Source organism: Streptomyces sp. NPDC096339, assembly GCF_044762985.1.
Lineage (GTDB): Bacteria > Actinomycetota > Actinomycetes > Streptomycetales > Streptomycetaceae > Streptomyces.
This window is the reverse complement of record NZ_JBIWFI010000026.1, coordinates 48,345-68,339: the sequence shown is the minus strand read 5'-3', so window position 1 is coordinate 68,339 and position 19,995 is coordinate 48,345. Positions and strand designations below refer to the sequence as shown.

Annotated in this window: 25 protein-coding genes; 1 reads left to right on the top strand and 24 read right to left on the bottom strand. The window is 68.5% G+C overall.

The window, feature by feature from the left end; translation table 11 throughout:
• Positions 1-20: 20 nt before the first annotated feature.
• From ACIQ5Y_RS27565 to ACIQ5Y_RS27495, 15 genes are all read right to left on the bottom strand, one after another.
• On the bottom strand, positions 21-977 hold the full coding sequence (locus ACIQ5Y_RS27565; protein ID WP_403885944.1) for a phage major capsid protein: 957 nt from the start codon (positions 975-977) through the stop codon (positions 21-23).
• 15 nt (positions 978-992) lie between these two features.
• Positions 993-1,580: a hypothetical protein gene (locus tag ACIQ5Y_RS27560; RefSeq protein ID WP_403885941.1), complete on the bottom strand. Its 588-nt coding sequence runs from the start codon at positions 1,578-1,580 to the stop codon at positions 993-995.
• 53 nt (positions 1,581-1,633) lie between these two features.
• Positions 1,634-2,404: a hypothetical protein gene (locus ACIQ5Y_RS27555; protein ID WP_403885938.1), complete on the bottom strand. Its 771-nt coding sequence runs from the start codon at positions 2,402-2,404 to the stop codon at positions 1,634-1,636.
• A complete protein-coding gene (locus tag ACIQ5Y_RS27550; RefSeq protein WP_403885935.1) occupies positions 2,382-3,830 on the bottom strand; it encodes a phage portal protein in 1,449 nt (482 codons plus the stop codon). Before ACIQ5Y_RS27550 ends, ACIQ5Y_RS27555 begins: the two co-directional genes overlap by 23 nt.
• Positions 3,827-5,554: a terminase gene (locus tag ACIQ5Y_RS27545; RefSeq protein WP_403885932.1), complete on the bottom strand. Its 1,728-nt coding sequence runs from the start codon at positions 5,552-5,554 to the stop codon at positions 3,827-3,829. Before ACIQ5Y_RS27545 ends, ACIQ5Y_RS27550 begins: the two co-directional genes overlap by 4 nt.
• Positions 5,547-5,984 (bottom strand): hypothetical protein, encoded by a 438-nt coding sequence (locus tag ACIQ5Y_RS27540; RefSeq protein WP_403885929.1) that lies wholly within the window; start codon positions 5,982-5,984, stop codon positions 5,547-5,549. The genes ACIQ5Y_RS27545 and ACIQ5Y_RS27540 overlap by 8 nt, the downstream gene beginning before the upstream one ends.
• 127 nt (positions 5,985-6,111) lie before the next feature.
• On the bottom strand, positions 6,112-6,651 hold the full coding sequence (locus ACIQ5Y_RS27535) for an HNH endonuclease (protein ID WP_403885926.1): 540 nt from the start codon (positions 6,649-6,651) through the stop codon (positions 6,112-6,114).
• A 154-nt stretch (positions 6,652-6,805) separates the two neighbouring features.
• On the bottom strand, positions 6,806-7,057 hold the full coding sequence (locus ACIQ5Y_RS27530) for a hypothetical protein (protein WP_403885923.1): 252 nt from the start codon (positions 7,055-7,057) through the stop codon (positions 6,806-6,808).
• A 231-nt stretch (positions 7,058-7,288) separates the two neighbouring features.
• Entirely contained in the window at positions 7,289-8,170 is an 882-nt protein-coding gene (locus tag ACIQ5Y_RS27525; RefSeq protein ID WP_403885920.1) for an NAD-dependent epimerase/dehydratase family protein, read from the bottom strand.
• Positions 8,170-8,763 (bottom strand): class I SAM-dependent methyltransferase, encoded by a 594-nt coding sequence (locus tag ACIQ5Y_RS27520; RefSeq protein WP_403885917.1) that lies wholly within the window; start codon positions 8,761-8,763, stop codon positions 8,170-8,172. The genes ACIQ5Y_RS27525 and ACIQ5Y_RS27520 overlap by 1 nt, the downstream gene beginning before the upstream one ends.
• Before the next feature lie 100 nt (positions 8,764-8,863).
• Complete coding sequence (locus ACIQ5Y_RS27515; protein WP_403885914.1) at positions 8,864-9,292, bottom strand: endonuclease VII domain-containing protein; 429 nt, start codon at positions 9,290-9,292, stop codon at positions 8,864-8,866.
• A gap of 86 nt (positions 9,293-9,378) precedes the next feature.
• Positions 9,379-10,071: a glycosyltransferase family 2 protein gene (locus ACIQ5Y_RS27510; protein ID WP_403885911.1), complete on the bottom strand. Its 693-nt coding sequence runs from the start codon at positions 10,069-10,071 to the stop codon at positions 9,379-9,381.
• A 31-nt stretch (positions 10,072-10,102) separates the two neighbouring features.
• Positions 10,103-12,892, bottom strand: a complete 2,790-nt coding sequence (locus ACIQ5Y_RS27505; RefSeq protein ID WP_403885908.1) for a hypothetical protein — start codon at positions 12,890-12,892, stop codon at positions 10,103-10,105.
• Positions 12,893-12,910: 18 nt separating this feature from the next.
• Positions 12,911-13,147 (bottom strand): DNA-binding protein, encoded by a 237-nt coding sequence (locus ACIQ5Y_RS27500; RefSeq protein ID WP_403885905.1) that lies wholly within the window; start codon positions 13,145-13,147, stop codon positions 12,911-12,913.
• A gap of 96 nt (positions 13,148-13,243) precedes the next feature.
• Positions 13,244-13,810, bottom strand: a complete 567-nt coding sequence (locus tag ACIQ5Y_RS27495; RefSeq protein WP_403885902.1) for a GIY-YIG nuclease family protein — start codon at positions 13,808-13,810, stop codon at positions 13,244-13,246.
• Positions 13,811-13,885: 75 nt separating this feature from the next.
• On the opposite strand from ACIQ5Y_RS27495, the gene ACIQ5Y_RS27490 reads away from it, so the two are divergent.
• Complete coding sequence (locus ACIQ5Y_RS27490; RefSeq protein WP_403885899.1) at positions 13,886-14,074, top strand: hypothetical protein; 189 nt, start codon at positions 13,886-13,888, stop codon at positions 14,072-14,074.
• 1 nt (position 14,075) lies between these two features.
• Here the strand turns inward: ACIQ5Y_RS27490 and ACIQ5Y_RS27485 are convergent, their stop codons facing one another.
• From ACIQ5Y_RS27485 to ACIQ5Y_RS27445, 9 genes are all read right to left on the bottom strand, one after another.
• Complete coding sequence (locus tag ACIQ5Y_RS27485; RefSeq protein WP_403885896.1) at positions 14,076-14,519, bottom strand: hypothetical protein; 444 nt, start codon at positions 14,517-14,519, stop codon at positions 14,076-14,078.
• Positions 14,520-14,527: 8 nt separating this feature from the next.
• Positions 14,528-16,501, bottom strand: coding sequence for a hypothetical protein (locus tag ACIQ5Y_RS27480; protein WP_403885893.1), 1,974 nt, complete (start codon positions 16,499-16,501; stop codon positions 14,528-14,530).
• Between the two features lie 74 nt (positions 16,502-16,575).
• A complete protein-coding gene (locus ACIQ5Y_RS27475; protein WP_403885890.1) occupies positions 16,576-17,379 on the bottom strand; it encodes a hypothetical protein in 804 nt (267 codons plus the stop codon).
• A gap of 2 nt (positions 17,380-17,381) precedes the next feature.
• Positions 17,382-17,786: a hypothetical protein gene (locus tag ACIQ5Y_RS27470; RefSeq protein ID WP_403885887.1), complete on the bottom strand. Its 405-nt coding sequence runs from the start codon at positions 17,784-17,786 to the stop codon at positions 17,382-17,384.
• A gap of 191 nt (positions 17,787-17,977) precedes the next feature.
• Entirely contained in the window at positions 17,978-18,211 is a 234-nt protein-coding gene (locus ACIQ5Y_RS27465; protein ID WP_403885884.1) for a hypothetical protein, read from the bottom strand.
• 180 nt (positions 18,212-18,391) lie between these two features.
• The gene (locus ACIQ5Y_RS27460; protein ID WP_403885882.1) at positions 18,392-19,486 is read right to left on the bottom strand and encodes a hypothetical protein; all 1,095 of its coding nucleotides are present in this window, start codon (positions 19,484-19,486) and stop codon (positions 18,392-18,394) included.
• 11 nt (positions 19,487-19,497) lie between these two features.
• The gene (locus ACIQ5Y_RS27455; protein ID WP_403885879.1) at positions 19,498-19,623 is read right to left on the bottom strand and encodes a hypothetical protein; all 126 of its coding nucleotides are present in this window, start codon (positions 19,621-19,623) and stop codon (positions 19,498-19,500) included.
• Complete coding sequence (locus tag ACIQ5Y_RS27450; RefSeq protein ID WP_403885876.1) at positions 19,623-19,820, bottom strand: hypothetical protein; 198 nt, start codon at positions 19,818-19,820, stop codon at positions 19,623-19,625. Before ACIQ5Y_RS27450 ends, ACIQ5Y_RS27455 begins: the two co-directional genes overlap by 1 nt.
• A gap of 36 nt (positions 19,821-19,856) precedes the next feature.
• The gene (locus tag ACIQ5Y_RS27445) at positions 19,857-19,979 is read right to left on the bottom strand and encodes a hypothetical protein (protein WP_403885873.1); all 123 of its coding nucleotides are present in this window, start codon (positions 19,977-19,979) and stop codon (positions 19,857-19,859) included.
• Positions 19,980-19,995 lie beyond the last annotated feature (16 nt).

Here is a 19,995-nt window from a genome sequence, read left to right as displayed (position 1 = left end):
GCCACCCTCCACGCCCGGCATCAGGAGGAGCCGCCGGCCGCCAGGTACTTCACGAAGGCCTCGACGTCGCCGAGGACGAAGCCGTAGTAGGCCTCGGCGAGGAGGAGAACCAGGTTCTCCTGGAAGGCGGAGTGCACTCCGCCGTCCTCGTCGATGTAGGTCGCCTCGCGGCTGATCTTGACGGTGATGTCCATGCCGACGCCGTAGGCGGCCTGAGACCAGTCGCCGCCGATGCCGCGCAGGCCGGTGTCGACGGTGCCGGACTGGCGGCGGAGCTTGCCGGAGACGGCCCGGGAGTAGGCAACCGGTTCGCCGACCAGGGTGCCCGCGAGCGCGGCACCGGTCCCCGGGACGGTGGTGTCGACGAAGATGGGGCGGCCGGTGGTGTCGGTCGCGCCGAGCAGGGACGGCTTCATCCGGTGGTCCAGGACGGAGCCGGTGTAGTCCCAGTCGTCGTCGATGACCTCCTTCATGCCGTTGACGATGTCCTTGTAGATACCGCCCGTGGCCTGCGAGGCCGTACCGATGGTGACCGACTTGGTCGTCGCGGCCAGGTAGTCGGCGAAGGGGCCGGTGGCGCCCTTCATGGTCTTGCCGTGGACTGTCGCGCGGTCGAAGGCGCGGGCGAACGCGGTCGGCAGATCCTGCTGGAGCTGGGTCCACAGGCCGGCGGCGTTGCTGTCTGCGACCTCCATCGCGACGGGGATGAGGACGGCGATCTTCTTGCCGGTCATCTGCTTGATGCTGACCCCGCCGGACGACAGAGGCTTGCGGCCGGCCTGCTCGACCCAGTCGGCCGTGGGCACGTCCAGCGGCACCGGCACGGCCGTGTTGGCGGTCATGGCGAGCGGGACTCGCTTGGCCAGCGACATCACCGCGGACTGTTCGACGGACTTCGCGAAGATCGGTCCGACCAGGGTCTTCGGCAGGAAGGTGCTGTCGACGTCCGACAGCTTGATCGGATTGGTGTGTGCCATCTTGGGCTACCTCTCTCAGCGGCCCTTGAGGGCCCTTTGCATGAACCCGGCGAACTCGTCGCCGGGGCTGGTGGGGGTACGTGCGCCGTTGCCTGAGGAGCCCTGCGTGCGGTCGGGAGCGGGGCGGCGGGGGCTGCTGTCGTCGGGCAGAGCCCAGTGCGGCTTGCGCTTCAGCAGCTCGCCGAGGTCGGCCCGGATCTGGTCGGTGTCGATGACGCCGTCGCCGTCCACGTAGGTGGTGAGGTCGAGCGCACCGACCGCGTCTTCCGGGTCGGCGAACTGCTTGGCTGCCAGGGCCTCCACCTTGGAGGCGACCGCAGCGCGTACCGCTTTCTCGGCGCGTTCGCGCTGCGCAGTGAGCTGCTCGCCGAGGCGTTCGGCCTCCGTCTTCTGCGCGTCCTCGAGTTCCTTTGCCTTCGCGGCAAGGGGTTCCAGCTCGCGCAGCCGCTTGCGCAGGTTCTCCGCCTCGGAGTTCTTCTTCCGCAGCGCGGCCTCGGCCCGCTTGCGATCGAAGGGTTCCTCTTCGGTGGTGTCCGCCTCCGGGGCGGCTTCGGTCTCCTGCGGCAGCTCTTCGACATGCTCGGTCTGGGTCTCTTCAGGCATGGTGAAACGGCCCTCCAGGGGCTGAGAAAGGCCACCTCCAGGGCGGCCGGGGATTACAGAGCGGGTAGGTGCCCGTTGTCGGCGAGAGCGCGCCGGAAGCGCCGCAGCTGATCGCCCGAGTAGGGCGCGGCAAACTCCCTGTAGAGCCGCTCCCACTCGCGTGTATGGGTGGCCAGCTCGAAGCGCTGCCCCTTGAAGACGGGCAGGACGCCGCAGTGGCAGCCGTCGTGTGACCGAAAGTTCGCCGTGTCCTGCTTGTAGACCGCACCGCGGATGGCGAGGAGCTTGCAGAAGGAACACGCACCAAGGGCGGCCGAGCGGGCCCAGGCGGTTGCCTGCGAATCCCGGCGCACTGCCTCCTGGACGGTGCCGCGGCCCTGGTCGGTCACCAGCTTCTGCGCTACCGCTTCGGCCTTCTTCTCGGCCTGGTCGAGCCGCACTTCGAGCGGCTCCCGCTGAGCCTGGGTCGTAGCCGGATCCTCAGGATCACGCTCCCAGACGTCCTTGGTCGCCCACCGCAGGCTCGAGTCGACCTGGGCGTCCGGCGGGGGGTCCAGGAGCGGCACGGTGAACCTGCCGGTCACGCGGGCCGCGACCCGTTCGGCGTCGTAGTAGTCCGCAGCCAGGGCCGCCGACGCCGTACCGTACTGGCCGACCAGGATGCGGACGGCGGCCATCCAGTCGGGAATCGACTGGTCCAGCCGGGACGGGATGATCAGCCGCCGCAGTCCGCGCATGTCCCGGACCAGCAGCCGGGTAACCCCGACCTGCGCGGCCCTCAGGCGGCGCGCTCCCTCGGCGTCATCCGAGACCGCTGTCGCCACCGGACACCTCCGAAGCGGTCGGCACCGGAGTCTGGTTCCCCAATTGCGTCAGGCGGTTGAGCAGCTCGCCAGCCGCGGCACTGCCAGCGGCACGCCGCCGCTCGACAGTCACCCGGCGGCGCTGGTCCTCCGACAGGCCGGCCATCTCCAGGACGACATCGGAATCGGGCGGCAGAATGCCCGCCTGCACCATCTTCACCGCGGCATCCGTCTGGGCCGCGATGGTGGGCGTTGCCGGGTTGCGCCAGACCGTCTCGATACGCCGGGACTTCTCCGGCGGCTCGCCGTCACGGACCCACAAAGCCAGCCGCATCATGTCCCGGTACGTCGCCGAGAACCGCCGGATCCGCCGCTCGGCCTTCTTGACCAGCATGGCCTCGCTCGAGCGGATAGCGTCCGCGCTGGCAGGGTTGTCGCTGGTGTAGCCGAGCATGTGCGGCGGCAGCCCGAGCTGAGTTGCCATGATCCGGGCGTACAGGTCGATGATCTTTGTCTGCCCAGACGGGTCGTGAGCCGTGAACGCGCCGACAGTCGGCACGTTGCCGTCCTCGTCCCGCTCCAAGGCCAGCACCCGGCCGATGTACGTCTCCCAGGCGCTCTTCGCATTGCCCTCAGCGTCCTGGAAAGCGGACTCCGACGCGCCCAGGATGTAGCGCTGCGGCGCCCCGAAGAACTCCGCTGCCACCTCTATGCCCATCAGCCGCCGGCACGCCGCGTCGGTGATGGACATGACCTCGGGAGTGATTTCCGACTTGCCCACCCGGTCCGCGGTCCGCTGCCGGTTCGCCATCCGCAGTACCGGCACCATGCCGAGGTTGTGGATGTCCCGGTCGAGAACCTCCCAGTCGCCCTGCCCCTGCACCGCGTACACAGTCTGATCGGGGAGGTAGAGCGTGACCAGCCGGTCCTCCGGGGCAAGCCCGTACTCGGGCGACCCCAGGCACTCCCGCAGCGCGTACAGCGGGATCCTGACGCGCGCGTCCCAGTGCAGGGTCATGTCGAGCGGGGACTCGAAGCTGATGATCGGGGGCAGCTCCTCGCCGTCTCCGGAGCCGACTGTCACGTACTCGCGGCCGTAGGTCAGGGCGTCAAGGTGGGCGAGGGACGCCTCATCGAATATGTCGTTCGCCTCGGCTATCTCTGTCAGCTCCGCAGCGTCCGAGCCGTCCGCCCAGCGGAACGCCTCGAGGTCCAGGCGCTGCTCGAGGGCCTCCACACCGATCCTCGGCCAGCCGATCACCGTGTGCAGGTTCTTCAACTGGGGCGGGATCGAGATCCCGAGGTCGCGAATGACCTGCTCCCCGTTGAAGTAGGCATCCAGCAGATCGAGTTGGTTCCGCTGGGCCCCCAGATCGGCTCGGAGAAGGTTCAGGATCCGCTTCTCGTCCTCCGACAGGGCCAGCAGGGGAAGTTCGGGCGTCGTCACCGCAGCACCACCACCCGTCCCTTACCTCGCACCGTCGAGCGCTTCGTCCAAGCAGCCGAGTTCATGACCATCCGGCGCAGCATCCGCGCGCCGATTGCACAGACCGCGAGGTCGACCTTGCGGGCCGACTCCCGGTGCTCCTTACCGATCGTGTAGCCCCAGGCGTTCGTCCTGCGACGCGCGTTGGCGACATGCTGGCGCAGCACCTTGTGCCCGTCATGGGACAGCTGCCGCTCCAGAACGTCGCGGTAGAAGCGGTCCACGGCCTCGGTGAACGTCTGCTGCCGACGCCGGTCACTCATGTCCCACATGACCGCGTGCTGGCCATGGCCGGAGGCGACCGCCTTCAGCTTGAGGCGCTTCCCGTACCGCTGAGCCCATGCGTCGATGAAGCCATCCCAGTACCGTTCTCCGTCCGCCTCATCGAACCCCGAGCCCGGGTCAGCGAAGAAGGCAAGAGGCTTGTACGTGGCAAATGTCAGATCCACGACGCCGTCGACCTCCTCGCGGGGAATGCGCCACGGCACCCCGTCCGGCCAGTTCGGCGGCCTCTGCCACACACCCAAGGTCTGGACATGTCCGTCGGACAGTCGGCAGGCGACCAGGCCTGTCGCATCGTCCGACTTAGAGCCGTCGAAGAAGATGACGATCTCGTCGCCGGGCTGAAGCTCGATGCCCCCGTGAGGACAGGCATTCCACTCGTAGGGCGCCAAATAGGCATCCTCGGAGGCTGTGATCTGGTTAAACCAGAAGCGCCGGCTCCGGGACGGGGGGTTGCGGACGTCCAGGATCGACGCCTTCAGTCGCTCGATGTCCAACCAGGTTGAGTCGCCTCGGACTGCCCGCAGGGTGGGTTCGATCCACTCCTCTGACAGCTTCGCCTCGGAGGGCGCCTCAAGGCTGTCGTAGAACAGGCCGACGTCTGCGGCCCGGCCCGCCTCCGCCGACTCGAACGCCTCCCGCGTTCGCTCGGCCACCGAGTCTTCACCGGGCTCGTAGGCGTTGGTGTTGGCCAGCGTCCGCGACATGCCGTCCGCGGACTTGGTGGCGTTGCGCTCGATCACGGCCGCCATCTCATGGCCCTGGTTCGCCTCGACCCAGTGGTGGGTCTCGCCCAGGTTCACGGCCGTGGGTCGGCCGCCTTCCAAGGCCCGCGGCGAGGACGTGACCGCCTCAATCCGAGCGCGCCCCTTGTCGGCGTAGATGATCTCCTTGCCGAGGTCGATCCGGAACTCCTCGATCGCCCGCTTCGTCAGGATCGACGGAAACAACGTCATCGTGTTCCGGGTCTGGTCCTGCGACACCGCCGCAATCTGCACCCAGGCCGCCGGATGCTGCCGACCGAGGGGCTGCCCCGGTGGGACCCCCCACTCGTTGCCCTCATCGGCCACCTGCCCGAACCGGCACGGACCTACGAACTCGAAGGCCGACCAAGTCGCGATCAGCGGGTCTTTGCCCCAGCCCTTGAGTCGCTGAATGACGCCGTCACGCCACAGGAACCGGTTCGTCGCCGGATCCATGGCGTACCACCAGAGCGTGAGCCGGGCCTGCTCGGGCGTGTACCGCCACGGGGCACCGACGTAGTGCTGCAGGTAGGTGGCCGTCCAAGCCAGGGCCTGCCAACCGAGGGTGTACTCCGGCAGCAAGAACTTCCCGTCGGGGCCACGCTGCCAGGTGGGGCCGATCGTGAAGGGCTCGACGACCTCGGGGACGCTCTCAGCCACCGATCGAGGATCGGTAGTCGGCGATGGCAGTAACGCCAGCCGGAACCGCGGTGACGGTCGGCTTGCGCTCTAGCTCGATCCGGACGCGGCGCCGGTCGCCCTCCGTCGTCAACAGGCTCGCCATGACCGAGTTGAGAGCAGCCACGTACTGCCCGTTCGGCGGGCGATCTTCGGAGAGCCCGCGGGACATCAGCTCGGCCGCGTAGCGAGCCATTGCCCAGTCGGACGGCTGATAGAAAGCGGCCTGGCCAGACTCACGCAGGGACAGGTACCAGTCCTTGGCGATCGGATGCCACAGCTCACTGGGTTCCGGCAGATCCGGCAGTTCCTCCGGCGGACCAGAAGGGGCCTTGGCAAGGGGAACGCCCTCGTCCTTGTTGCGGCGCCGGCGCGCTTCGGAGCGCTCCGGGATAGGTCCACGCGTGCCCATGGCGACCTCCAGGGTCTGGCGCGCGCCTCCGGGGCGCGCTGGGGCGGTTGGCGGCGCCGCGCGGGCGCCAGGAAAACCCGTACAGGAAGTCAGGTGCTACACGGCCCCGATCCGGGAGAGCCGCAGGTCAGGGGCACCCCCCCAGGTCAGAGCCTTGATCATTCAGCGCCTCGGCCGGCCCGCCGACCAGCCCCGAGGGGTGATCCACTCGGTCGCCCTTGCTGCTATTGCAGCTCAGATGAGCGCTCTGGACGTTGATCATGCTGTGCTCGCCGCCGCGCGAGAGCGGAACGATGTGGTCCACCGACGCGCTCATCGGGTCAGGCCATGCGACCTTGGGGTCGATGGGCAGCAGGCAGAGCCGGCACGTCCATGCGTCCCTGGTGTGCACGTCGATGGGAGCGAACACCTCGGCCGTTCGGGCCTGCTGTACAAGCGTGCGCCGGCGGGCATCTGCGGTGGCTGCCACATCTGGGTATCGCTGGCGCCAGTGCAGCTGTGTCTGCTTGCGGCGCCGCTCGTACTCCCTCTGCTGCTCTGCATATCTGCGGTGGTTCCACTCGCCGGTCTCAGCTTTGCGTTGGCGCTGCCACTCCCGCATCCGCGCAGCGTTGAAGGCCCGCTTACAGTCGGGCTTGCCGCATTGCTTGCGTCGCTGGTTCGTCATGGGCTCGCCGCAGTATGGACATGCGCGCACAGCTTGGGCCATGTCGATCCGCTCTTGTCAGGTCGTCCATACCCCGGGTGCATTGGCGTACTTGCCGGGGGCCTTGTACGTCAGCATCCCATCCACCCCTGACAGCCCTTGAGTTGAGCGGGGGTCACTCCTCGGGCTCATCGTCGATGCGGGTGATGGTCGCGCCTGCGTGAGCCGGCAGTGCGAGACATGGTTTGTGCGAGTCGGCGAGGATCGCCCACTCGCCCTGGATGGTGAGGGTGAGGTCGGGGTCTTCGACGAGGATGTCCTCGCCCTGCTGGCCCTTGGGGTGGGTGATCAGGTAGCGGGCCACGGGATCACCTCTGGCCGGGGTGTTGTTCGGGCGGGCGGGTTCGTCCGGGCCGGGGAGTCTCACGCTGGGCGGCGTTGCCCTCGGCGCTGCTCTTCTGGTCGTGGCAGGGTCCACAGACGCCTTGCAGGCCGGCCTCGCTGTGGTCATCGGCCTTGGCCACGATGTGATCACAGAAGGCGCTTGGCCTGACGTGGCAGATCTGGCAGATCGGATCCCTGGCCAGGATGCGGGCCCTGATCTTTGCCCAGCCCGTCGGCAGGCGCCGCTTGCGGTCCGACCCCCGCCACCCACCGCTCATGTTGCGAGTGCCCGCTGTATGCCCTCTTCGAGGGTGACGGTGGGCGTGTAGAAGTCGAGCATCCTGCTGGGGTCGCAGACGCGGTGGTGGACGCCCTGTGGGGCGCCTGGCAGGTGCTTGAGGTTCGGCTGGTAGCCGGCCGCTGTGGTGACGAGGTGGGCCAGCTCGTCGAAGCTGGTCGCCTTGCCCGTGCCGAGGCTGACCGGTCCTTCGACGTCCTGCTCGACGGCCGCGAGGGTGGCGCCGACGAGGTCGTCGATGTGGATCCAGTCGCGGGTGGAGCTGCCGTCGCCCCAGATCTCGAAGGGGTCCTGCCGCTCCTTGGCCCGCCGGATGAAGGCAGGGAAGGGGTAGCTGTCGTCCTGGTCTTCCCCGTAGCCGGAGAACGGCCGCAGTACGGTCATGCGCGTACCGGCGGCCTCCGCGTACTGGCACAGCTGCTCGCCGGTCAGCTTGGCCAAGCCGTAGGTAGCGTCCGGCCGGCAGGGCTGCTCGTAGTCGACATCGGTCTCGACCAGCCGGCGTACCGGGCCAGGCCGCTGAAGGGCGACCGGATAGGCGGCGGAACTGGAGAAGTACACGGCCCGCTTGGTCTTGGTGCGGGCCAGCCACCGCATGTACCAGGCGTCGAGCGCCAGGTTGGTGGCGACGCCGAGCGGTGAGCCGTCGATGCTGGCCCGGCCGCCGACGACGGCCGCGCAGTGGATGGCGAGGTCGAAGCGGACATCGCTGGTGCGGAAGTGATCGAGGGCGTCACGCCGGATAACGGCCGGCGTTGCTGTGAGGTCAATCGCGGAGACCATCCAGCCGCGGTCGTACATGGCCTGGTGCAGGTGACGGCCGACGAAGCCCGCGGCCCCGGTAAGGAGAACGCGCATCAGCCGGCCTTCACCGCGCGGAACACGGGCCAGGGCAGGTCGCTGTCGACCCGTTTGAGGCCGATCCGCTGGCAGATGGCGTCCTGCCGGGCGCGGCTCCAGGTGGTGACGCTGATCCAGCCTCCGCCCTCGTGGGGGTCGTCACTGACGGGCCAGTCGAGAACGAGGAGTCCGTTGATGCGGACCGCGGCCCGGAGCCCGGCGATGATGCGCTCAGCTGACTCGTAGGTGTGGTGGATCAGCACGGCGAGGGAGACGACGGCGTCGGCCTTCTTCCCGATGGCTGCCGACAGGTCGGTGCCGTCGCTGAGCACGGCGGTCATGCCGGGGTCCCGCTTGGCGAGCCGGTCGAGCATGGCCTGTGACCCGTCGGCGCCCGTGACGTCGTAGCCGCGGGCACGCAGCGGGATCGCCACGCGCCCGTCTCCACAGCCGAAGTCGATGACCCTGCATCCTGCTGGCAGCACGCCGGCGAGGAGCTCGGCCTGGACCTCACCCGACTCGTCGTAGGCCTCTTCCGAGACCCCGCGGGTGGGGTGGATCGCGGCGGGATCGGCTTCGTTCCAGGCGTCGATGACGCTGTCGATGCTCATGCCATCTCCTTGGGCTCCTGGGAACGCGGAAGCCCCGAGCCAGGAGACTCGGGGCTTCCTTCCTCCGGTAGCTAGCCGAAGGCGTGTTGGGCTGGGATGGTTAGGCCGCTGGTCGCCCCTCGACGTAGGCGAGCGCCCGACGAAGGCCTTCAGCATCGTCGCCGAGCTGGCCAATGCTGCTGTTGCAGCGACGGCAGAGCAGGCCTCGCACCTTGCCAGTGGCGTGGTCGTGGTCGACGCAGAGGTTCCGTCGGCCGATTTCTTCGAAGATCATGGGGCACAGCGCGCACTTACCGCTCTGAGCTTGGAGGAGTTCCTGGAACTGAGCCTCGTCGATGCCGTAGAGCGACTTCAGTACGTAGTCGCGATGGGTTCGCTTCACGCGTTCGCGGTTCTTGCGGTACCAGGCGAGGCTGTCGGCATTCACGCACGGGCGGCACTTGTAGTTCAGGCCGTCGCGGGATGCCCTCTTCTTGTTGTACTGGTCAAGCGGCTTCTGTTTGCCGCACCCAGTGCAGAGTTTCAACACTCGGTCTCCTGTGACGAGACGAGGCGGGCCTCCGTCACAGGGTGGCCCGCCTCTAGCCTCGGGGATCAGCCGAAGCTATGGGCATGTTAGCTGGCTTCAACCAGCTTCCTCAGTTTATCGACGTCGGAGTGGAACTCGCCCTCCATATAGGCGAAGTAGGCGGCCGAATCGGCAGCCACCTGTTCCGTGCTGTTGCACTCCTGGTAACCCCCATCGAAGGCCGCCTTCGCTGCCGCTGGATGCATGTGCTCCAGGATCACGTCGCCGAGGTAGGTGATGCGGCCGATCGCCTTCCCCCATTCGAGCCAGACGAGGTCGAGGCACAAATGGACGAGGCAGCTTGGAGCCATGTAACCCAGCGTCCGGACGATGTCGCTGGTCATCGCGACGGCTGTCGGCATTCGCTCGGACATCAGGAGATCGTTGCCGTAGACGATGCCGGGCCCGCCGGACATGCAGATCCGGAAGCGCTCGTCCCATCCGGGCGTGCGGGGCCGATGGTCGTCTCCCATGAACGCGAGGAACCGGTAGTGCGGCGCCATCTCAACGGCAGCAGCGTTGAGGGTGCCGCACATCCGCAGGCGAGGCCCGGTCCGCCAGCGGATGTGCGGGTCATTGAGGGTCTCCATGTGCTCGCGGTAGCCGGGCAGCATGGGGTCGTCGTCATCGACGGCGAACAGGAGGTCGGCTGTGGCGCCGGTCTGGCGCCAGCAGTCGAGGATGGCGGGGACGCTGTCGGGCCGGCCGCGCGTGGGTACGATCATAAGGAGCTCGTCCATGGGAACCTCCTGTGATCTCGGCCGTGCCCGTTCAGACCGCGTACCAGCCCCAGGCTGTGCCGTTGTAGAGGGCTTGCACTCGAAGTGTCTGCCCGGTGGTGACGGTCGCTGTGGTGGCTCCGGTGCCGCTGGTTGTGTAGATGAGCTGGCTGCTCGTCGTTGCCACGGTCAGGTTGTTCGAGCCGACGTTCTTGAACGTGTACTCGACCGGGTTGAAGTCGGCGGCCGGCAGGGTGCCGGTGAACGCGCCGCCTGCGGTGGTGTCGCAGATGAGAGTGCGGTCGATCGGGCTGCAGGTGAACGCACTCGTCTTCCGCTTGATCGCCCGGGGTACTTGGCCGTTGACGATCTCGATGCCGGTCGGATCCGAGGTGGTGACCCCGGACTCGGTAAAGAGGCCTGTGAGTCGGATCGTCCCCAGTGCCGAGTTCATGGCGCCGGTCGAGTTGCCTGCGATGTTGGGTGTGCTCGACTCGGTGGAGACGTTGGCATAGATCGCCGGGCCAACACCTGAGGATCCGACACCCACGATGTACACCTCGTTGATGCAGGCTTCGATGCTTGCCGAGATGACGTCGATGGCGTGGACCGAGCCGACCGACCCGGCGTAGTTGCCGACGACGCACATCCCAGCCCAGCAGTACAGGCCCATGTAACGGTCGACGACTGCGTGTTCGGTGAGGAAAATCGCGTAGGTGTAGCCGCCGCCACAGCCGATGTTCCGCGCGATGACGTGGTCGTTGTTGCCGGGAGCCGGCAGGAGGAGTCCGACCGACAGGCCGGTCCCGAAGGTGCCTGGGCTGGTGTAGTCGCTGCTGGGCGAGGCGACCGTTCCGGCCGTGCCGTAGCCCAAGTTCTCGACGTGTGCGTTCGCGCAGCCCCATAGGTTCGCGGCCCCGTAGGTGAGGCCGTAGGCGCTGTGCGTGGTGAGGATGGCCAGGTTCTTGAGGACCGCCTGCACGTTGCTGAAGACAGCGCCGACACCGTATCCGGAGCCCTCGTTGGGCCCGGAGATCACACCGGGGTTGCCGTCGGCGTTGATCGAGTTGTTCTGCGCGGTCGTGGACGCGTAGACGCCCAGGGAGAGCAGGCACGAGCCCGCGTACTGCGGGACCGTCTGCTCCCAGTGTCGGACCGCGGCGGCGCCGTCGCCCTCGCCGCGGAACTCCAGGATCTTCTTGACCCCGGACGTCGCGATGGGCCCGAACACGATTTGCCCGTTGCCGCTCTTCGCAGCCGACAGAGGCCCAGCGACGATGTAGGGCCGCGGCGGGAAGTAGACCTGGGCATAGGTCTTGCCCGCGGCCAGGTACGCCTCGGCTGCGTCCACGGCGGCCTGGATGGCGGCTGTGTCGTCGGTGCCCCAGATGACCACGGCGCTTGTGACGGTCGTCGCTGCCGGGGCGGCGAGCGTGACCTGGGTAGCGCTCACACGGGAGCTGATCGCCGTCACCAGGGTCGTCACGCCGGTGGCGGCCGCGCCCTTGACCGAGATCGCCTTGCCGACGTCGCCAGCCTGGAAGTTCGCGGTCGCGGAAGTCAGCGTCGACGAGCCGGAGGTCATCGCTCCGTCGTTGACGACCTGACCATTGCCGACTGCCCCGTAGGCGGACGCGGTCACGTCGAACACCCACGGGCTGGCCGTGGCTCCACCTGTCCAGGTGCCGGGGGTGCCGCCTGTCGTGCACAGCCAGAGCACGCCAGCCGAGTCCTGAACGGTGTCGCCGGTCGACCAGGTGCCGCTGGTCGGGGCCCCTGTGCTGAGTCGGCGTCCGCAGAAGCGGATGTTGCTGAGGCTGTTCTTCTGCCCGATAGCAGCGACGCCGGTGGTGGCGTCGATGTCGTGGACGGTGTCGAAGGGCGAGGTGCCGAACTGGGTCCGCCCGATGAGGTGGGGGCCAGCTGCTTCCCAGCGCATGAGGTTGGACTGGGTGCCTGTGAAGTCGGCGTTCTGCCAGTGGCTGACCGTAACGTCGAGGCCGGCGACCTCGAAGTCGAGGCCTCCACCGGTGACGCGCAGCCGGTAGGCACCGGTGTCATCTGCGCGGGCCACTGTGAGGTTGGCGCCGTCGACGGTGAGGTCGCCGGTGACGGTGCCGCCGGCCTTTGGCAGCAGAGCAGCCAGGGCGGCGACTAGGCCGGAGATCTGGGACTGCGAGAGGCTCACGGGGTCGGCGCCAGCCGCAGCATGCGAGGCTGCGTGCGCCGCAGGGTTGCGTGCATCCGAGAGCCGCGGGTCAGTAGTGACGACCAAGGCTGAGGTATCCGCGATGCCGTGGACGCTGGTCGTGTCGGCCGAGTGGACGCCGAGGGCCGCGGTGGCTGCTGCCCGGTCGCCGTGGGGGTCTGCTGCGATTGCGTGCGCCGTGGTGGCGCCTTCCGGTTCGGCGTCCACGTCGTCCGCGTCAAGGACGACGATGCCCGTCTGCCCGTTCACGGACGACACTGCGCCGCCGCCTCCACCGCCGGGGCCGCCGCCAGGGGCGGGCACAGGGGTGAGGTCGGCGAGGTCGACGGATCCGGTGCCGGTGATGTTGGCCCAGAACCCATACCGCTGACCGCGTGCGGGCTGGACATCCACCCACCAGCGCCAGCCGACGGGCTCGATACCGGCCGCGTCGCAGGGCAGGATTTGCACGCTGAAGTGGGCATTGCTGTCGAGCGGGACCTTGCCGCCGCCTGTGTAGACGGCGTTCCGGCCCGAGTCGACCAGGCGAGCTGAGGGGGTCAGCACCACCTGGCCCGTGAACGGCGTTCCGGCCACTGCGGAGGGCAGCGTGCCGGTGAACGTGACGACGGGGGTGCCAGCGGGGAAGGCCATGGCGCACCTCCTCGACGGTCAGGCGGCTCGAGCTCCGGCAGGAAGTGGCGGCGGGTCTCCGAGGGTGACCTCGCCAGTCCAGGGGTCGACGGTCTTCCGGGGCAGTTCGAAGACGTTGTACCGGACCTTGCCTCGACCGGCGCCGTACCGCTGGATGCGCCCTTCAGCGGCCCAGCGCCGGATGGTGGAGGCAGGCCGCCCCGTGTAGTAGGCGGCGAGGTCTTCGGGGACCAGACCCTGCTCTGCGAGACTCACTGCCACCTCCGGGAAACACGAAGGGCCACCCGTGGGGTGGCCCTTGGCGACAGCGAGATCAAGTCAAGCACACGGTACGCTCGCCCAGGTCAGGCGTCAACCTTGGTTGTCGGGGTAGAAGTCGTGGCCATCCTTCAGGACGGAATTGACCCAGTTCGGAGGTCCCAAACGGTCGCGCAGTTCCTCTATGTGCGCCTGAAGGGGCGGGCCGGGGTGGAAGTAGTCGCCACCAGCCCGAAGTGGCTTGAACTGTCGATGGAGCGCGGTCTCGAGTTCCTGACCGCCGGGCTCCAATGCCAGGACTTCGTTCGGGCGGACGGACTGGAATCGGCTCGGCAGATTCGAGCTTGTGCCGATCTTGATGAGATAGCCGCAGCGGACGTAGTAGACCCAGTGCTTCTTGTCGGCCGCAGCCGATGCGGCGATGTCGGGCTGCCTTGGGGGTGGCATGGCGTGCGTCTCTGCGTAGTGCCGACGCACCATGGCCTTGGCGATTTCGACGGCCTTCTCGTCGATCTCTATCCCTTCAAGCTCCATGCGGTGAAGGGTGATGAGGATGTTAGCCCTGAGCGGGTCTTCAGGGTCAACCTTGTCGGAGTGCGGTATTCGGTCGCCAACGTTCTTCTGCGACCAAGGCTGGGGTTGGACGAGGAATCGAGGCACGGTCACATTCTCCCAGGTGGTGCCGACAATTAGGTCTGGCTGCGGGGGTGTTGCCAGATCCGCCACACTGCCCTTATGGACGTCTCATACATGGTCCGTGGCCGTACTCGCGAGCAGTGCCAGTCGGAGCTGGACTGGCTGCAGCGGACACGCGGTGCCGTGCCGACGATGCTGCCGACGAATCGCTTAGGCGACGGCTGGGTGGGGCGGGTGGTCATGCCGAAGGCCCCCGCAGACAGCGAGGGCCTGACGGTCGAGCGGTAGGTCAGTTGCCGTTGTTGGTGGTCCTGGCCCAGATGCCGCGGGTCTGTGTGCTGACGTTGCGGTGTTCCTGGTGGACGGTGCCCGCGTAGTGGTGATGGTGCTCAGTGTGCAGGCCCTGCAGGCCGCGGCTGGCGGACCGGATGAGCGCGCCTATGGCGAGTACGAGGGCGACGGGTGCGGCTGCTCCGATAGCGAGGGCCGTCGGGTCAACGTGGCCGAGGGTGTACAGGACGAGGCTGGTCGCCCCACCGACCGGAAGTGAAGCGGCGCCGCCAGCGAGCATGAGCATGCTGGCGTCTGTGGCCTTCTGGCTCATGGGCGGTCGGCCGGGCTGGGGCACGGGAGGGGCCGCTCCGATCGTGGGTGTCGGTGTCGGGTCGCGGTAGGTGGTGGGGGTGGCGTAGACGTCCTCGATGGCGTTGATGAGGTCGGGGTCGGGGGTCATCAGGGCTCCTAGGCGGCGGCTTGCGTGGTGGTTTCGGCGGCGTCGACGTGGTCGGGGTGGGTCCATACGCCGCGGTCGACGTCGATGGCCCGGCCGGTCTTCTTGAGGCGGGTGAGGCTGTTCTTGACGGCGCTGACGGTCAGGCCGGTCTCTTGCGCGATGGTGTTGCGGCCGACGGCGCGGCCCCACTTGAGGAGGAACGCGGCGACCTTGTCGTCGCTGCCGGCGGGCGCTTCCGCTTCGATGGCGGCGGTGGCGGCTGCGATCGGATCACCGGCAGCGGCCATGGTGACGGTGTCGGGGAGTACGACCGCGTCTCCGCGGAGGCGGGCAGCGAGCCGCTTGTGGCGTTCGGTGTAGGCCTTGCCCGTGCAGGCCTGGGCGGAGGCTTCCGGGGTGGGTGTCGTGCCGCTGAGTGCCCAGTGGGCGGGGTCGCGGTCGAAGTGGGCCCGGAATTGGGCTTGCCTGTTGTCGGGGCCCTTGATGTAGCCGAGGCCTGCGGTGGATGTCTTGTCGGGCCAGTACATGGGCAGCTGGGAGGGGTTGACGTCCCAGCCGGGCAGGCCGATGGAGTCGGTGAGGCTGCTGGCGGTGCGGAACATGACGGTGTTGCCGGACTGGAGCTGTTCGCGGATGTCGGTGGACTCGGGTCCGGAGCCGTACATGTTGGCCTTGGGACCCTGGAAGACGAGGCGGAGCTTGATGCCGCACTTGCGGGCCATGAGAACGATCTCGAGGACCAGCGCGGGGGCGCCTTGGAGGGCGAGGACACGGTGGGCCTCGTCGACCGTAACGGAGATCAGCGGATCGGGGTCGCCCACGACGAAGTGGTCACGGCCTCGGAGCTGGCGGCCCTTGTGGTCGGTGAACTCCATCATCGAGTAGCGGGCGGACCGCTCGTACATGATGTTGCGGACTTCGTGGAGCATGGCGAGGCCGCCGAGGGCGGTGTCCTCGTACCAGTCGACGGATTCACGCCAGCGGGGCAGGGACTGGCCGCCCTGAGGGTCGCAGACGAAGCTGACGATGCCGTTGTGGCGTTCGGTACCGAGGAGCATGTCGAGGAAGCGGGACTTGCCGCCGTCGGTGGCTCCGTAGATGACGGAGTGGACGGGCCCGGACGGCTTCCAGAACGCGTAGTGGGCGGGCGCCCCGTCGTAGAAGATCCCGACTTCGGCCTGTCCGGTCGTGGTGTTGAGGATGTGGGGGCCGGGGTAGTCGGTGCCCTTGGCGAGGGGGTTGTGGTCGAAGACGGCGATGATCGCCCGGCGGGCGGACTTACCCATCGCCTTCTCGATCTGGATCATCTCTTCAGGTAGGTCGAGGTCGCCGGCGATGTCGTGGAGGGCGGAGACGGCGCGCCGCCAGTTGCCCTTCTTGAGGACGATGACGCCGGTCCAGCCGTAGTCGGTGGTGACGACGTCGACGAGCTTGGAGCCGGGCAGGGAGCCGTCGGCGGAGGCGACGTTGTCCTGCCAGGCCTGCATCTGCTCGCCGAGGTCGCTGACGACGGGGGCCGCGGTGCGCCGGCCGCGCCGCCACCAGTACACGCCGTGGGCGAGGCCCCAGGCGAGGAGGAGGCCCGGGTAGGGGCTGTGGCCGGGCTGGAGTCCGCCGGTTGCCGCCATGGCGGTTAGGAGGCTGCCGCCGGTGGTGACCGCGGACGTTGCGGCGATGACGTCGCGGCGGGCCGGCATCCGCTTGCGGAGCCGCTTCTTCCCGACCCGCGCGTTCCAGCGTCCCCAGGCCGCCGTGACCGCAGCCCCGGTGAGGGTGGCGGCGACGGCCGTCTTCCAGCCGTCGGCGGGTACGGCGAGTGCACTGCCGGCGATGGCGAGGGTGCTGGTGGCGTAGAGGGGGGCCATGCCGCGGCGGGTCCGGTAGGCGAGCTTCAGGAGTCGGCGGGCCCGCTTGCTGGCCTGGCTTCGCCCTTTCCGGGCGTTGGGGGTGGTGGGCTTGGCGACGGTGCTGGTCTTCGACATGGCGGCCGTGTCTCCGTGTGTCGCGGCGGGAAAGAGAGGCGGCCCCGGCGGTCGCGCCGGGGCCGCAGTGGGGCTCAGACGTCGTTGGTGTAGGCCTCCTTGGCCGCCATCCGCCCGCCCTGGGCGGCGACGGCTTCCTGGATGTGGGTGTGCCGGTCGTGGATGTTCTTGCTGGACAGAGTGGCGATCGTGGCGCTGTCGAGGGCGGCCTTCTGGTACCGCTGTGCCATCGCGAGGGCCTCTGAGTAGGTGTCCCGAAGGGCGAGGAGCTCGTCGAGGGTGCCGCCGTCGTCGCCGAACTCCAGGGCGCCAGCCTGCTCGATGGCCGCCTCGATCGCGGCGAGCTGCTCGGCGGCGCGCTGGGCCAGCGCCGCGGCTTCCTCGGCGGTCACGTTGGCTTCGGACGCGAAGCGGGCGACGGCGGCCTTGAGGGTGTTGACGCCGGTGACTTCGGGGATGGTGGCAATGGCCATGGGGTCGTCTCCTGTGATGTCGGGCTGGTCAGTGGTCTTGATCAGGACGAGGTTGGGCTTGTTCCCGGGTGCGGCAGGGGGGCCGGGCGGGGTCGGTTCGGGGGTGGGGCCGGCCTCGGGCTGTACCTCGACGGCGGGTTCGTCCTTGCCGAAGCGGGCAGCGGCGCGCTCGCGGGCCTTGGGCCACTCGCGCTTCCAGCCGCGGATGAACCCTTTGCCGAAGGTCTGGCCGAACGTGGCCGCGGTCGCCGTGTAGGCGGCGAGCTTGGCGCCGAGCTTGCGGCCCGTCTTCTTACCGGCCTTGGCAACCCGCTCCTTGTGCTTGTCGCCGACGGCGCCGAGTGCGTTGTCGATGGCCTTGGCGCAGCAGTAGGCGATCGCGAAGAGCAGGATGAGGGCGAGCACGGTCACATCCCCAGGAGGAGACCGACGAGGCTGCCGACCTGAGTGGCGATGAACCCGAGCGCGCCGGAGGCGCCTTCACCGAGAGAGCCGGGGATCATGACGGCGAGGAACGGGGTGACCGCGGCGAGGAACAGGGTCCGCGTCTGCACCCCGGTCATGAAGTCGGAGATCAGCCACAGCAGAGCTGCCATCGCGAGGGCGAAGCTGATGCCGACGCCGGTGTACTGGCCGACGATTCCCGAGACCGCGCCATCGACCACGGTCACCATCCGGTTGAGAAGCTGACCGAGCGGGGTCGAGACCAGACCGATCGACGCGGTGAGCACGAGCACGGTCTGGATCTGCGGGCTCTTCATCTTCCCGGCAAGCTTGTTGATCCACGGCAGGCGGTCGGCGACGAACAGCACGCCGGCTGCGCCCAGGCAGGTCCCTCCGGTAGCGACGGAGATCCCTGCATCGATAGCAGGCATATCAGGTTCCCCTCTTGCGGTGACGGTGTGTAAGTGGTTTCATCGCGCGCGCGGGCGCGCGGGGGCGCGTTGGAGCCGGCGGCTCGTCCCGGACGGCTTGAGCCGAGCCGTTGAGCCATTACGGACGGTCAGCTTGCGGCGATGTCCTGCCGCAGCCCGTCGAGGAGCTGGACGGCCTGTTCGGCTGCTGCCGCTCGCCGGGATTCCGGGAGCTTCGCGATCGCGGCCCTGAGTTGATCGACGGCGATCGGGAGGGCGGTGAGGGGTCCTTCGGCGTCCGCGGCCCGGCGCCTGTCGCCCAGGTGCTGGGCGGACCGGGCCTGTCGCTCGGCCTGTCGTGGGCGGCGGGTGCGGGACGTCATCGGTTCCCTCCTGATGGGTGGCCTGTCCGGGTCTGCTTGCCGGGTCTGCGAGGGTTCCGCTCACCGGGGTTACTCGCCGGGGCTGTGACCTGCGGTTCTTGCTTCGACTGCTTCCGGCAGTCTCGGCAGAGTCCAGGGGCTGATGCCGCTGGGCTCCGCCGGCTGTGCCGGGGGCGAGTGTTAGGCGGGTACGGCTTCGGCTTCGCGAGTCGCGATCTCGCCCCAAATGCGGCGGACGCGGTGCTCGCGGGCCTGGAAGTTCAACTTGCGGAAGGAGGCATACGCCTGGCGGTAGGAGCGGGGCGGCTCCATCGCGTAGCGGAGCCAGCGGAGGACGACTTCGAGCTGTTCGTCGGTGAGAGTCACGCCCGGCTCGGGAACCTCGACGCCAGCGGCTGCAGCAAGTTCCTCGAGGGTCATGGCTCCCTCAAGAAGGGTCTGCTCCGCCCCCACTTCGCTGTCCGTTTCGTCCGTGGTCGCGGGCGGGATGGCCACGGCCTCGATTTCCGGGATGACCTGCGTGGCCACGGTGTGGCCATCCAGCTCAGGGAGGGCGTGGCCGACGTCCGTGGCCACGGGGCGTGGCCCGACGGTCAGGAGCTCCCGGGCCATGAACGCTGCGGCCTTCTTGCCGTGCTCCTCGTCTGCCTTGGCAAGGGTCTCCTCGGCCTTGGCGCGAGCCTTGCTGATCTTCTTCTGCGCGGTGGTCAGCACCTCAGCCCGCGCGGTTTGGCGGTGCAGCTCGGCGAGGTGCCCGGCTGTCTCGGCGAGGACTTCGGTGTGGGCTTCCGATTGCAGGTGTCGGGCGTCGGCTGCGGCCAGGGCGCGGGCATTGCGGTCCGCCGCCGACTGATCGGCGATCTGGGCCGCAGTCGCAGGGTCCGCGAGCACGTTCCCGGCGAACAGCCGCAGCCCCATAAAAACGGCGGCGGCGACCGGAACGCCGGCGAAGACCTTGGCGTGCCCGAGGATCAACAGCGTCGCCACGGACACGGCGATCGCCGCGGCCGAGATGCCGAGCATGACGGCCATGCCGATCCTGGACCGCTGCCGGATGGCGACCTCGGACATGCGCAGCGCACCGATCCAGAGGGCGTCGTAGACGATGGCGATGGACCAGCCGACAGCGAGTGCGGCTTTGCCGTGCAGGCCGATCATCTGGCCGAGCTGCCCGCCGACGGTGACGGCCATCAGCGTCAGTGCCGCGGCGGTAAGAAGCTTCTCGACTGTGGCGAAGACATCCAGGCGAGGCAGCCGATAGTCGGTGAACTTCACTGCCGTCCTCCTTAGTCCGTGTCGGGGGTGGTGTCGCGGTCGCCGTGCTCCCAGATCCAGGAGTCGCCCATGCCGTCGTCGGCAGGCTGGGGACTGGGCTCGGGCTCGGGAGGCGTCGGCCGGCTGAAGATGCCCATCACGCGGCCTGGGCAGTGCGCGCCTTGCGGCCGCGGTCGACGAAGCGGAGGGCGTCCATCGCGCGGGGGCCGTCCGGATTCGCGTGGTCGTGGTCGTAGGCGGCCAGCTTGATTTCCAGCTGCAGGTCCGGGTCGCCAGCAGCGATGGCGTCCTGATAGTCGGCGGCGAAGACGGCGATGCGGGTCTGAGTGGTCATGGCGGTGGTTCCTTCCGGTGGTCAGGCGGTGCAGGGTCAGCGGGCGTTGGAGTCGTACATGTCGAGGTTGATCGTGTAGTCGCCGTCGTCCTCGACGACGACCTCGGCCGGGACGGGCTGCGGCGCCGGCTGCTGCTCGGCGGGCTGCGATTCGGGCATGACTGTGCTCCTCGGG